The organism is Paenirhodobacter sp. (assembly GCF_047600745.1).
Taxonomy (GTDB): Bacteria; Pseudomonadota; Alphaproteobacteria; order Rhodobacterales; family Rhodobacteraceae; genus Rhodobacter.
Window position 1 is genome coordinate 113,587 of sequence record NZ_JASGKI010000004.1, and the last position, 12,903, is coordinate 126,489.

14 protein-coding genes and 1 pseudogene are annotated in these 12,903 nt (G+C 66.6%); 7 read left to right on the forward strand and 8 right to left on the reverse strand.

Going from position 1 to position 12,903, the window contains the following annotated elements; translation table 11 throughout:
• Positions 1-72 precede the first annotated feature (72 nt).
• Positions 73-1,092: a ribose-phosphate pyrophosphokinase gene (locus QM789_RS09160; protein ID WP_420351616.1), complete on the forward strand. Its 1,020-nt coding sequence runs from the start codon at positions 73-75 to the stop codon at positions 1,090-1,092.
• Here the strand turns inward: QM789_RS09160 and QM789_RS09165 are convergent.
• The 5 genes from QM789_RS09165 to QM789_RS09185 all read right to left on the reverse strand — a co-directional run bounded on the left by QM789_RS09165 (position 1,077) and on the right by QM789_RS09185 (position 5,161).
• Positions 1,077-2,468: a serine/threonine protein kinase gene (locus QM789_RS09165; protein ID WP_420351617.1), complete on the reverse strand. Its 1,392-nt coding sequence runs from the start codon at positions 2,466-2,468 to the stop codon at positions 1,077-1,079. The two genes, QM789_RS09160 and QM789_RS09165, sit on opposite strands and share 16 nt — an antisense overlap.
• On the reverse strand, positions 2,468-3,205 hold the full coding sequence (locus tag QM789_RS09170; protein WP_420351618.1) for a metallophosphoesterase family protein: 738 nt from the start codon (positions 3,203-3,205) through the stop codon (positions 2,468-2,470). Before QM789_RS09170 ends, QM789_RS09165 begins: the two co-directional genes overlap by 1 nt.
• Positions 3,206-3,275: 70 nt before the next feature.
• Entirely contained in the window at positions 3,276-4,340 is a 1,065-nt protein-coding gene (locus QM789_RS09175) for a 5-(carboxyamino)imidazole ribonucleotide synthase (RefSeq protein ID WP_420351619.1), read from the reverse strand.
• A gap of 46 nt (positions 4,341-4,386) precedes the next feature.
• A complete protein-coding gene (gene purE / locus QM789_RS09180) occupies positions 4,387-4,872 on the reverse strand; it encodes a 5-(carboxyamino)imidazole ribonucleotide mutase (RefSeq protein WP_420351620.1) in 486 nt (161 codons plus the stop codon).
• A gap of 58 nt (positions 4,873-4,930) precedes the next feature.
• The gene (locus QM789_RS09185) at positions 4,931-5,161 is read right to left on the reverse strand and encodes a YdcH family protein (RefSeq protein ID WP_420351621.1); all 231 of its coding nucleotides are present in this window, start codon (positions 5,159-5,161) and stop codon (positions 4,931-4,933) included.
• A 216-nt stretch (positions 5,162-5,377) separates the two neighbouring features.
• Between QM789_RS09185 and QM789_RS09190 the strand changes: the two genes are divergently transcribed.
• Both QM789_RS09190 and QM789_RS09195 read left to right on the forward strand, forming a co-directional pair.
• Positions 5,378-5,791, forward strand: a complete 414-nt coding sequence (locus QM789_RS09190; protein ID WP_420351622.1) for an Hsp20 family protein — start codon at positions 5,378-5,380, stop codon at positions 5,789-5,791.
• Between the two features lie 12 nt (positions 5,792-5,803).
• Positions 5,804-6,031 carry a DUF1150 family protein gene (locus QM789_RS09195; RefSeq protein ID WP_420351623.1) on the forward strand — a complete coding sequence of 76 codons (228 nt, stop codon included), beginning with the start codon at positions 5,804-5,806 and terminating at the stop codon, positions 6,029-6,031.
• Positions 6,032-6,126: 95 nt separating this feature from the next.
• Here the strand turns inward: QM789_RS09195 and coaD are convergent, their stop codons facing one another.
• The 3 genes from coaD to QM789_RS09210 form a co-directional block, all read right to left on the reverse strand.
• Complete coding sequence (gene coaD / locus QM789_RS09200) at positions 6,127-6,624, reverse strand: pantetheine-phosphate adenylyltransferase (protein WP_420351624.1); 498 nt, start codon at positions 6,622-6,624, stop codon at positions 6,127-6,129.
• Positions 6,625-6,705: 81 nt separating this feature from the next.
• Positions 6,706-7,140, reverse strand: a complete 435-nt coding sequence (locus tag QM789_RS09205; protein ID WP_420351625.1) for a CBS domain-containing protein — start codon at positions 7,138-7,140, stop codon at positions 6,706-6,708.
• A gap of 66 nt (positions 7,141-7,206) precedes the next feature.
• On the reverse strand, positions 7,207-8,106 hold the full coding sequence (locus QM789_RS09210; protein WP_420351626.1) for a LysR family transcriptional regulator: 900 nt from the start codon (positions 8,104-8,106) through the stop codon (positions 7,207-7,209).
• A 102-nt stretch (positions 8,107-8,208) separates the two neighbouring features.
• Between QM789_RS09210 and QM789_RS09215 the strand changes: the two genes are divergently transcribed.
• The 4 genes and pseudogenes from QM789_RS09215 (at position 8,209) to mmsB (ending at position 12,898) form a co-directional block, all read left to right on the forward strand.
• Complete coding sequence (locus QM789_RS09215) at positions 8,209-9,708, forward strand: CoA-acylating methylmalonate-semialdehyde dehydrogenase (RefSeq protein WP_420351627.1); 1,500 nt, start codon at positions 8,209-8,211, stop codon at positions 9,706-9,708.
• 108 nt (positions 9,709-9,816) lie between these two features.
• On the forward strand, positions 9,817-10,959 hold the full coding sequence (locus tag QM789_RS09220; protein WP_420351628.1) for an acyl-CoA dehydrogenase family protein: 1,143 nt from the start codon (positions 9,817-9,819) through the stop codon (positions 10,957-10,959).
• Positions 10,956-11,987, forward strand: coding sequence for an enoyl-CoA hydratase/isomerase family protein (locus tag QM789_RS09225; protein WP_420351629.1), 1,032 nt, complete (start codon positions 10,956-10,958; stop codon positions 11,985-11,987). The genes QM789_RS09220 and QM789_RS09225 overlap by 4 nt, the downstream gene beginning before the upstream one ends.
• A 37-nt stretch (positions 11,988-12,024) precedes the next feature.
• A pseudogene (gene mmsB, locus QM789_RS09230) lies at positions 12,025-12,898 on the forward strand (3-hydroxyisobutyrate dehydrogenase).
• Positions 12,899-12,903: the final 5 nt, after the last annotated feature.

Here is a 12,903-nt window from a genome sequence, read left to right on the forward strand (position 1 = left end):
TAACCGGGTGCTAATGCGGGCGCAATCTTTCGCGAATCCGCCCTCCACCCGGCGCAGACCAAAGGTAACGAGATGCCCGTCATGACCGAACCGAAACTCATCGCCGGCAATGCCAACAAGCCGCTTGCGCAGTCCATCGCCCGCCGGATGTCGATGCACCGCGGCATGTCCGTCAATCTGGTCGATACGCGGGTGGAACGCTTCAACGACGCCGAAATCTTCGTCGAGGTTTACGAAAACGTCCGTGGCGAGGACATGTATATCATCCAGCCGACCTCGAACCCGGCGAATGACAACCTGATGGAACTGCTGATCATGACCGATGCGCTGAAGCGTTCGTCGGCCGACCGGATCACCGCCGTCATCCCCTATTTCGGTTACGCCCGGCAGGACCGCCGCACCAAGGCCCGCACCCCGATCAGCGCGAAGCTGGTCGCCAACCTGCTGACCGAGGCGGGGGTGGACCGGATCCTGACGCTCGATCTGCATGCGGCGCAGATCCAGGGGTTCTTCGATATTCCGGTGGACAACCTCTATGCCTCGCCGGTGTTCGCGCTGGACATCCTGCACAATTTCAAGGGCCAGTTGGAAGATGTGATGGTGGTTTCGCCCGATGTGGGCGGTGTGGCGCGGGCGCGCGAACTGGCGAAGCGGATCACCGCGCCGCTCGCCATCGTAGACAAGCGCCGCGAAAAGGCGGGCGAGGTCGCGGGGATGACCGTGATCGGCGACGTCACCGGCAAGAAATGTATCATCGTCGATGACATCTGCGACACCGCCGGTACGCTGTGCAAGGCGGCCGAGGTGCTGATGGAAGCCGGCGCGACCGAGGTTCACGCCTATATCACCCACGGCGTGCTGTCCGGCCCGGCGGTGGAGCGGGTGAAGAAATCCGTGATGAAAACGCTCGTCATCACCGATTCCATCGACCAGCCCGAGCCGGTGAAGGCCGCCGGGAACATCCGCATCGTGCCGACCGCGCCGATGTTCGCGCAGGCGATCCTGAACACCTGGTCGGGCACGTCCGTGTCGTCGCTGTTCGAGACCGACACGCTGGTGCCGATCTACGAAGGACTTTACACGGCGGGCTGACGCAGGCGCACCACGGTCACGTCGCAGGGCGCTTCGGCCACCACCTGCGCCGAGACCGAGCCCAGAAAGCGGCGCGTGGTCGAACTGCCCCGCGCGCCCATCACGATATGCCCGGCCATCACGCGCCGGGCATGTCCGATGATTTCCGCCGCCGGGTCGGGGCCTTCGAGGACGGTAAACGTCAGCCGCGCCTCCGGCAGGCCGAGCCGCTCGCCCCAGGCCTTGAGCGCCACCAGACGCCCGACATGGATATGATTGCCCGCCGCATCGGTGGTTTCGTCGATGCCGATCCGGTGGGTGCGGATCACGTTGACACAGGCGACCCGCGCCTCTGGCCGCACGGCCAGCAGATCGCGCATGCTTTGCAGGATGCGTTCGGAAAGCGGCTCCATCTCGGGCGACAGATCCACCGCCGCGATCAGAACCGGGGCATCGCCGATCTGCCGCAGCGTGCCTTCGGGCGGGGCGAAGGCCGCGTTGCGCATCCGCCATTTGCGCCGCCGCACCGTCCACCAGCCATCGGGCGCCTGCCGCGTGGCGCGCGCGCTCAGCGGCACCTTCTCCGGGTTTTCCAGATCGAACAGCAGTTGCGCGGCGGACCCGATCCGATCCGCCGGATCGACCTCCAGCGCATGCAGGATGATTTCCTGGAGCCAGTCTGGGATCTCCGCCAGCGCCCGGGGTGGCACCGGATCGCGCCACAGCCGCCGCCGTGCCCCGCGCACCCCCTGCGGATCGCCGAAGGGCAGGGTGCCCGTCGCCAGTTGATACAGCATCGCGCCAAGGGCAAAGACATCGGAGCGCAGATCGTCCCGGCAGCCGAGGATCTGTTCCGGCGCGACATAGGGGAAGGTGCCCATCGGCGCGGCGAATTCCTCGGCCAGCAGGTCGGGCAGTTGTTCGTGGCGGGCAAGGCCGAAGTCGATGCAAACCACGGTGCCATCCTCGCGCTGCATCAGGTTGCCGGGCTTCAGGTCCAGATGGATCACATGCTGGCGGTGCAGGTCATGGACTGCCGCCGCGATCCGGCGCCCGATGGCGACGACCTCCGCCACCGGTCGCGGCGCGGTCTCGAACAGGGCATGCAGACTGCGGCCGGGAATCTGTTCGGTCACCAGATAGGGCATCACCCGAAAATCGCCGGTGCCGATGACGCGCGGCACATGCGGGCCGCTCAGCCGGGGCAGGATCATCTGCTCGACCTCGAAGCCGACGATGGTGGGGCCGTCGTAGCCATCCAGAATGGTGGGCACCTTCATTACCATCGGTTCGGTATGGTCCGGATGGGTGACGCGCCAGATCGTGGCGAAACCGCCCTTGTGCAGGCATTCGCCCAGGGTGAAGCCGTCGATTTCCAGTCCTTCGCCGGGGCGCATCACAATCCCTCCCGCAGCCGTTGCGCCAAGGCGTCCGGCAGGCCCGCCGCCCGCAGTTTGGCGATGGTGGCGGCGCTGTCATAGGGCACGCGGCGATAGGTGATCTCGCGCGCCGTGGTGTTCAGGATCGCATAGCCCGCCTGCGGCACGCCGTCGCGCGGCTGGCCGACCGCGCCCAGCACCGCGATCCAGCGCCGCGACCGCAAGAGCGGCAGCGCGGTGCCGATCGGCACGTCATGGCGATGCACCGCCCCGCGCAGGTCGTTGCTGTAAAGCGCCGGGCGGTGGGTATGGCCGCACAGGATCACCGCCGCATCCGACATCCGCAGGCTCGCCGCCGCCGGGCCGGGGCCGTCCATATAGATCCAGTCCCCCGGCGCATGGGCAGAGGCATGGACGAACAGCACATCCTCCACCCGCTGGCTGAGCGGCAGCCCGGCCAGAAAGGCGCGCTGCGCATCGTTCAGCCGGGGCCGGGTCCAGTCGATCACCGCGCGCGCTGTGGCGTTCATTGGTTCCGGCGCGGCAATGGCGGCGTCATGGTTGCCCTGAACGCAGATCGCGCCCGCTTCGGCCATCTCCGTCGCGCGGTCGGTGCACCATTCCGGATCGGGGCCGTAGCCCACGATGTCGCCCAGCAGGACGAAGCCATCTACGCCCTGCCGCGCGGCATCCTCCAGCACGGCGGCAAAGGCTTCGCGATTCGCGTGAATGTCGCTCAGAACGGCCAGTCGCATGATCCCCCCGGGCGGTCTCCCCTCCGCCTGTCGGACAGAGTAGGGGCGCCGCGCGGGGGCCGTCAATCCGTTACAGCACGGTGTTGACGTGTCCCATCTTGCGGCCCGGCTTGGCCTCGGCCTTGCCGTAAAGGTGGATCTGCGTGCGGGGTTGCTTCGCGAGGTCCGGCACCTGCGCGACATCGGCGCCGATCAGGTTGAGCATCCGCACATCGGCATAGCGCGACCCATCGCCCAGCGGCCAGCCGGTGACGGCGCGGATATGCTGCTCGAACTGATCCACGGCACAGCCCGCCTGCGTCCAGTGGCCGGAGTTATGCACCCGCGGCGCGATTTCGTTCACCAGCAGGCCCTGCGGCGTGACGAACAGCTCCACCCCCAGCACGCCGACGTAATCCAGCGCGTTCAGGATCCGCGCCGCGATCAGCACCGCATCCGAGCGCAGCGCGGGCGGGATCCGCGCCGGAACCGTGGTGGTGTGCAGGATGCCGTCGCGGTGGACATTCTCGCCGGGGTCGAAGCAGGACACCGAGCCATCCAGCCCGCGCGCGGCGATCACCGAAATCTCCGCGCTGAAATCGACGAAGCCTTCGAGGACCGATACCGCGCCCTCCATGGCGGCGAGCGCCGGGCCCGCGTCTTCGGGCGTGCGCAGGCGGGCCTGCCCCTTGCCGTCATAGCCAAGCCGGGTGGTTTTCAGGATCGCAGGCGTGCCGACCTTCGCGATCGCGGCGTCGAGCGATGCACGGTCCGTCACCTCGGCCCAGGGCGCGGTGATCAGGCTAATGCCGTTGAGGAACGTCTTCTCCAGGATCCGGTCCTGCGACGTGGCAAGCGCGCGCCGGCCCGGATAGATCGGGCACAGCGTCTCGATCAGGTCGAGCGCGGCGGTGGGGATGTTCTCGAACTCATAGGTGACGACATCGACGCTTTCGGCAAAGGCGCGCAGGGCGGCTTCGTCCGTATAGGGCGCCGTCGTCACCCGCCAGGCGACATGGGCCGCCGGCGGCTCCGCGCCCGGCTCGAAGATATGGCAGCGAAAGCCCAGCCGCGAGGCCGCGACCGAGAGCATCCGGCCCAGCTGGCCACCGCCCAGAATGCCGATGACCGAGCCGGGAGGAAGGGGAGACGTCATGCTATCACACCTGCCCCTGATCGCCCGAGGCGCGGCGCCTTGCGGCCTATTCGTCCTGCGGTTCGTCGGGGATCGAGGCCGACAGTGCCGCGCGCCAGGCATCCAGCCGCGCCGCCAGTTCCGGGTCCGACACGGCGAGGATCCCCGCCGCCATCAGCCCCGCATTCGCCGCCCCCGCCGCACCGATCGCCATGGTGGCGACGGGAAAGCCCTTGGGCATCTGCACGATGGAATAGAGGCTGTCGACCCCGGACAGCGCCCGCGTCTGCACCGGCACGCCGATCACCGGCACCCGCGTCTTCGACGCCATCATGCCGGGCAGATGCGCGGCCCCGCCCGCACCTGCGATGATCACATGCAGCCCGCGTTCGACCGCCGTCTTGCCATAGCTCCAAAGTCGGTCGGGGGTGCGGTGGGCGGAAACGATCTTTTTCTCATAGGCGATGCCGAGGTCGTCCAAAATCGCCGCCGCCTCGCGCATGGTGGCCCAGTCCGACTGGCTCCCCATGATGATTCCCACTTTCACGCCCATCTGGTCCCTCTTGCGATGAGGCGCGCACTATAGGCACGCGGAACGCGACGGCAAGGGCTCAGGCGATGATGTCGGGGGTCAACATGTCCTCGACCCGGGCGATCTGGTCCTTCAGTGCCAGCTTCTGCTTCTTCAGCCGCACGATGCGCAACTGATCGGCATGACCCGCGCCGGTCAGGGCGAGAATCGCTTCGTCGAGGTCGCGGTGTTCGCGCCGCAAGACCTCCAGCTTCACGCGCAGCACGTCTTCGTGCTTCATCTCCATAGGGGTGTCGATATGGGCGTTCATGTCCGGCTTCCGGTCCAGCTAGGGCATCCGCAGGGTGGCAGGGTGGCAACTCACGCGCGCCTTTCGGTTAATATAGCAATTCCGCGCGGTTGCGGGGAATAATTTATCGCGTGTCTCGGCCTTGCGGGCGGCTTTCGCTCTGCCCATATTCTGGACACAGGGCTGCCGCAGCGGCGGGGCCCAAGCCCGCAATGTCGCTATCACAGGACTTGCCTGATGACGAAACTGAGCTTTGGCGCGCATCCCTACCTGCTGGGCTTCGACCAGCTTGAGCGCCTTGTCGAGCGGACGGTGAAATCCGGTTCGGACGCCTATCCCCCTTATAATATCGAACAATCCGGCCCCGACGCCTTCCGCATCACGCTGGCGGTGGCGGGTTTTGCCGAGAACGACCTTGCGATCACCATGGAGGATCGCGCGCTCGTCATCCGTGGCCGTCAGGCCGACGATCAGGACGGGCGCATCTTCCTGCATCGCGGCATCGCCGCCCGCGCGTTCCAACGCAGCTTCGTGCTGGCGGATGGGGTCGAGGTGGCGGGGGCCGCGCTGGAAAACGGGCTGCTGCATGTCGATCTGCGCCGGTTGATGCCCGAACCCGTCGTGCAGACGATTCCGATCCGTCGCAGTTGAGGAGTGAGTGAAATGGATGCGAAATTCGACTTCGGGGCGCAGGGTGGCGAGCGGATCGTCTATGTCCGCCCCGTCGCGGTGACCGAACTGCCCGAGGAAGTCCGCGCGCAGGCGGGTGGCCTTGATCACCTCTATGCGCTGCATGCGGCGGATGGTGAGCGGCTGGCGCTGGTCAAGGACCGCTGGATGGCCTTCGCCCTGGCCCGGCAGAACGATCTGGCGCCGGTCAGCGCGCATTGACCGGATCGGCGGGCGCGCTCCCCCTGTTGCGTGTAACGTGACCGGGGGGCGCGTTCAAACCGCGCCTGTTGGCGCCGATTGCATCGCCTTTGGCCTCAACCGCGCCCCAGCTTTGCCAGCAGCCGGTCCTTGACGGCGGGCGTGACGAAGCGCGACACGTCGCCATCCAGCCGCGCGATCTCCTTCACCAGCTTTGAGGCGATCGCCTGACGCCGGGCATCGGCCATCAGGAACACCGTCTCCACACTGGCATCCAGCGCGCGGTTCATGCCCACCATCTGGAATTCATACTCGAAATCCGCCACCGCCCGCAGGCCGCGGATGATGACATTGGCCCCCACGTCGCGGGCGCAATGGATCAGCAGGTTCTCGAACGGATGAACGACGATCTCGCAGCCGTGCTTTTCCTGCAACGCCGCGCATTCGGCTTCCAGCATCTCCACCCGTTCTTCGAGCGAGAACAACGGTCCCTTGTCGCGGTTGATCGCCACGCCGATCACCAAGCGGTCGACCAGGGCACTGGCGCGCGCGATGATGTCCAGATGCCCGAGCGTAACCGGGTCGAAGGTGCCGGGATACAGGCCGATGCGCATGGGTGCCTCCTCAGATGCCAGCGCGACATTGTGAGGCGCACGCAACAATATTGCGTTACCAATTGCAAGCGCCGACGATGATCAATTGCCCATGATCATGCCGGTCAGGGCGTCCTTCTCCATCTTCAGCGCCGCGAGCCGGACCTTCACCGCATCGCCGATGGAGATCAGGCCGACCATCTCGTCGCCCTCCATCACCGGCATGTGGCGGAAGCGGCCCTCGGTCATCCGTTCCAGCACGTCCTTGATCGAGTCGGTCCGGGCGCAGCCGACGATCCGGCGTGTCATGATGTCATCCACCGGCATGTCGAGGCAGGCGGCGCCGTGGCGCGCGAGTTCGCGCACGATGTCGCGTTCCGAGACGATCCCCGCCACCGTCTTGCCATCGGGCGAAACGATCACCGCGCCGATCCTGCGGCTGGCGAGAATATCCGCCGCCTGTCCCACCGTGGACCCCGGCAGCACCGTGACAACGCCGTCGTCTCCCTTCCCCTTCAGGATCTGAAGCACCTGCATAGCAACCTCCCCTTTGCCTTGCGCATGGCGAAGGGTCACAGCCGGGTCACGACCTGTCAAGGAATTTCACTGCCGCGCGGCCAGCGTCTCCAGCCGCAGGGTCTCGGCCCGCACCCCCAGCACCAGCGCTTCGGCCAGCCGCGTCAGCCGTTCCGAACGGCGGTCGTCGGCGTGTCGCACCAGCCAGAACGTCCGGCTCAGCCCGATCTGCCCCGGCAATACCCGCGTCACCCCGGGGCAGAACGGGATGGCGAAGTCATGCACGATGCCCAGCCCGGCCCCCGCCCGCACCATCTGCATCTGCACGGCAACGGAGTTCGACGCCAGCCCCACCGTCTGCGCCCCGGTTTCGGCCAGGTAGTCCAGCTCCTTGTCGAAGATCATGTCGGGGATATAGCCGACCATCCGGTGCCCGCGCAGATCCGCGCGCCCGGTGATCGGCGGATGCCGGGCCAGATAGTCGCGGTCGGCGGCCAGATGAAGCTGATATTCCGTGAGCTTCTGCACCGTCAGCCGCCCGCCGGTGGGACGGCTGACGGTGATCGCGAAATCCGCCTCGCGCTTTGACAGGTTGACGACGCGGGGCTGCGCGAGGATCTGGATCTCCAGCCCCGGATTGGCATCGCAGATCGCGGCGCAGACCTGCGGCAGCAGGTAATTCGCGCAGCCATCCGGCGCACCGATCCGGAGTTGCCCGCCCAGGCTCCCCGCCGCGCCGGAAAGCTCCTCCTCGGCGCCGGTCATCGCCTGTTCGGCGGCTTCGGCATGGGGCAGCAGGCGGCGCCCGGCCTCGGTCGGCTCATAGCCCTGCGGCGATTTCAGGAACAGTTGCGCGCCCAGCCCGTCTTCGAGCCGCGCGATCCGGCGCCCGACCGTCGCCGCATCGCATTTCAGCACCCGCCCGGCGCCCGACAGGCTTTCCGCCCGCGCCACCGCCAGAAACACCCGCAGATCGTCCCAGTCCATCCCGTACCTTTGCAGAAATGCAAAACACATTTGCCTGACTTTGCCTTTATTCCGCATTTTCGCAACACTAATGTGCCACCGAACCAATCTGCGGAGGACGCGATGAAAGAGATCGGACATTGGATCAACGGCAAGCTGGTCCCGGGCACTTCGGGCCGCTTCACCGACATCTACAACCCGGCGACGGGCGAGGTGCAGGCGCGCGTGGCGCTGGCGACGCTGGACGAGCTGAATGCCGCGATCGAGGGCGCCGCCGCCGCGCAGCCGAAATGGGCCGCGACGAACCCGCAGCGCCGCGCGCGGGTGATGATGAAATTCGGCGATCTGATCAACCAGCACATGGACGAACTCGCGGAACTGGTCGCGGTCGAACATGGCAAGACGCTTCCGGATGCGAAGGGCGACGTACAGCGCGGGCTTGAGGTGATCGAGGTCTGCATGGGCGCGCCCACGCTGCTCAAGGGCGAATTCACCGACAGCGCCGGCCCGGGGATCGACCTTTATTCGATGCGCCAGCCGCTGGGCGTGGTGGCGGGGATCACGCCGTTCAACTTCCCGGCGATGATCCCGCTGTGGAAGATGGGACCGGCGCTTTCGGCCGGGAACGCGATGATCCTGAAGCCGTCGGAGCGCGTGCCCTCGACCTCGCTGAAGCTCGCCGAACTGGCGAAGGAAGCGGGTCTGCCGGATGGCGTGTTGCAGGTGGTGAACGGCGACAAGCTGGTCGTGGACGGGATCCTCGACCATGAGGTGATCCAGGCGGTGGGCTTCGTCGGCTCGACCCCGATCGCGCAATATATCTATGGCCGCGCGGCGACCAACGGCAAGCGCGCGCAATGCTTCGGCGGCGCGAAGAACCACATGATCATCATGCCCGACGCGGACATCGACAAGGCCGCCGACGCGCTGGTGGGTGCGGGCTTCGGCGCGGCGGGCGAACGCTGCATGGCGGTTTCGGTCGCGGTGCCGGTGGGCGATGCCACCGCCGATGCGCTGATCGACGCGCTGATCCCGAAGATCGAAAAGCTGAAGGTCGGCCCCTATACCGGCGGCAACGACATCGACTTCGGCCCGGTCATCACCGCCCAGGCGCGCGACCGGATCAACGGGCTGATCGGCTCGGGGGTGGAGCAGGGCGCGAAGCTGGTGCTCGACGGTCGCGGGATCAAGATCCAGGGCTATGAGAACGGCTTCTTCGTCGGCCCGACGCTCTTCGACAACGTGACCCGCGACATGGACATCTACAAGCAGGAGATCTTCGGGCCGGTGCTGTCCACCGTCCGCGCGAAGACCTATGAAGATGCGCTGAATCTGGTGATCGACAACGAATATGGCAACGGTACCGCGATCTATACCGCGGACGGCGATACCGCGCGCGATTTCGCCAGCCGGGTGAATGTCGGCATGGTCGGCATCAACTTCCCGATCCCGGTGCCGCTGAGCTACTACACCTTCGGCGGCTGGAAGAAATCGGCCTTCGGTGACCTGAACCAATACGGCCCGGACGCGTTCCGCTTCTATACGAAGACGAAGACGGTCACGGCGCGCTGGTTCTCGGGCATCAAGGACGGCGCGGCGCTGAACTTCAAGGCGCTGGACTAAGGCAGGGGCCGCCCTTCGGGGCGGCCTTTCCCACCCGGGGGTTGCATTTCCACACGCGCGGGTGAAAATAAACAGACGTTCATTTTCCATGCGTTCGGGGGGAGCATCATGGATTTTGCACTGAGCGAGGAAAGCCGGGCGATCTTCGACATGGCGCGCGACTTCGGGGCGGAACACATCGCCCCCTTCGCGCAGGAATGGGAGGCGGCGGGCACGATCCCGCGCGACCTGTGGCGCCGGGTGGCGGAACTCGGCCTCGGCGGGATTTACGTTTCCGAGGATTACGGCGGCTCCGGCCTGTCGCGGCTGGACGCGACGCTGGTGTTCGAGGCGCTGGCGATGGCCTGCCCCTCGGTGGGGTCGTTCCTGTCGATCCATAACATGTGCGGCGGCATGATCGACAAATTCGGCGCGCCCGAGGTGAAGGAAAAATGGCTCCCCGGCCTGTGCAGCATGGAGACGGTGTTTTCCTACTGCCTGACGGAACCCGGATCGGGGTCGGACGCCGCCGCGCTGCGGACGCGGGCGGAGAAGGTCGTGGGCGGCTGGAAACTCAACGGAACCAAGGCGTTCATTTCGGGCGGCGGCTATTCGGATGCCTATCTGACCATGGTGCGCACGGGCGGCGAGGGGCCGAAGGGCATTTCCACCGTGATCGTGTGCGACGGCACTCCGGGGCTGAGCTTTGGCGCGCTGGAACGCAAGATGGGCTGGAAGTCGCAGCCTACGGCGCAGGTGCAGTTCGACGATTGTCTCGCCGAGGATCTGGTGGGCGAGGAGGGCCGGGGGTTCAGCTATGCGATGGCCGGGCTCGACGGCGGGCGGCTGAACATTTCGGCGGGCGCCTTGGGCGGGGCGCAGGCGGCGCTGGACGCGACGCTGGCCTATATGGGCGAGCGCCGGGCCTTTGGTCAGAGCCTCGATCAGTTTCAGGCGCTGCAATTCCGGCTGGCGGAGATGGAGACCCGGCTTCAGGCCGCGCGGATCTTTCTGCGACAGGCGGCGTGGAAGCTTGATCACGCCACACCGGATGCCACGAAATTCTGCGCCATGGCGAAGCTGATGGTGACGGATGCCGCTTTCGACGTGGCGAACCAGTGCCTGCAACTGCATGGCGGCTACGGCTATCTGGCGGATTACGGAATCGAAAAGATCGTGCGCGACCTGCGTGTGCATCAGATCCTCGAAGGCACCAATGAAATCATGCGGGTGATCGTCGCCCGCAGCCTGCTGGCGGAGCGCGACCGATGACTGACACGATGATTGCCCGTAAGGCGGGCAAGGCGGGCTGGCTGACCTTCAACCGGCCGAAGGCGCTCAATGCGCTCGACCATGACATGGCGGCGGCGATGGAACAGGCGCTGGACGCGTGGCGCGACGATGAGGCGGTGCAACTGGTCATCATCGACGCCGAGGGCGAGCGGGCCTTTTGCGCGGGTGGCGACATTGCGGCAGTTTATCGCGCGGGCCGGGCCGGGGATTATGACGAAGGCGCCCGGTTCTGGCGCGACGAATACCGGATGAACGCGAAGATCGCGGAATTTCCAAAGCCCATCGTCGCCTTCATGCAGGGCTTCGTGATGGGCGGCGGCGTGGGTGTCGGCGGGCATGCCAGCCACCGGATCGTGGGGGAGACCACGCAGATCGCCATGCCCGAAACCGGCATCGGGCTGATCCCGGATGTGGGGGGCACGCGGATTCTGGCGCGCGCTCCGGGGCATGTCGGCGAATATCTGGGCGTGACGGGGAGCCGGATCGGCGCGGCGGATGCAATCTATGCCGGGTTCGCGGACCTGTTCCTGCCGGAGGCGGAATGGCCGGACCTGAAGGCGCAGCTGGCGCGGACGGGGGAGGTGGCCTTGCCCGCCGGGCAGGTGCCCGCGCCGGGGCGGCTGGCGGCGCTGCGCCCGCAGATCGACGCGGCTTTTGATGCGGCGGATGTGAAGGGGATCGTGGCGAGGCTGGAGGCGATGGGCGGCGATTTCGCGCAGGAGACGCTGGCGATCCTGCGGCGTAATTCGGCCCTGTCCGAAGAGGCGACGTTGCGGCTGGTACGGATGACGCGGGCCGATCCGGCGATCCGCAATGCGCTGTCGAACGAATTCCGCTTCACCCTGCGCGCGGTCGAGCACAGCGATTTTCTTGAGGGCGTGCGGGCGCAGATCATCGACAAGGACCGCAAGCCGCAGTGGCAATGGACGCTCGACACCCTGCCGGAAGAGGTGGTGGCGCGGATGCTCGCGCCGGTGCCGGAGGCGTGGCGGATAGACTTCGCGTGATGGTTTAATACTGGCACGCAATGTATTGGGAGGGAACATGAAAATCGGTTTCATCGGAATTGGGAACATGGGCGGCCCGATGGCGGCCAACCTGGCGAAGGCGGGGCATCAGGTGGCGGGGTTCGACCTTGTTGCGCCGATGCCCGAAGGCGTGGCCGGGGCCGACAGCGCTGCGCAGGCTGTCGAGGGTGCGGATGTCGTCATCACCATGCTGCCGAACGGCGCGATCCTGCGCTCCGTCGCGGCCGAGGTGATCCCGGCGATGCGCAAGGGCGCGGTGCTGTGCGACTGCTCCACGGTCGATGTGGAGAGCGCCCGTGCCATCGCCGCGCAATGCGAGGCGGCGGGGTTGCTCGCGCTCGAACGCGCCGGTTTCGGGCGGCATCAACGGCGCGGCGGCGGGCACGCTGACCTTCATGGTCGGCGGCCCGGACGAAGCCTTCACCCGGGTCGCGCCGCTCTTTGACATCATGGGTCAGAAGGCGGTGCATTGCGGCGCCGCGGGTGCGGGGCAGGCGGCGAAGATCTGCAACAACATGATCCTCGGCGTGACGATGATCGCCACCTGCGAAGCCTTCGCGCTGGCCGACAAGCTCGGCCTCGACCGGCAGAAGATGTTCGACGTGGTTTCGACCTCCTCGGGCTACAGCTGGTCGATGAACGCCTACTGCCCGGCGCCCGGCGTTGGCCCGAAAAGCCCGGCGGACAACGGCTATCAGCCCGGCTTTGCGTCGGAACTGATGCTCAAGGATCTTCGTCTCAGCCAGCAGGCGGCGGAATCCGCCGATGCCGACACGCCGATGGGGGAACTGGCAACGGCGCTTTATACCAGCTTCGTCGAGGCAGAAGATGGCAAGGGCCGGGATTTTTCGGCGATGCTGCCACGGTTTGAAACCCGCCACCGGAGCTGACATGT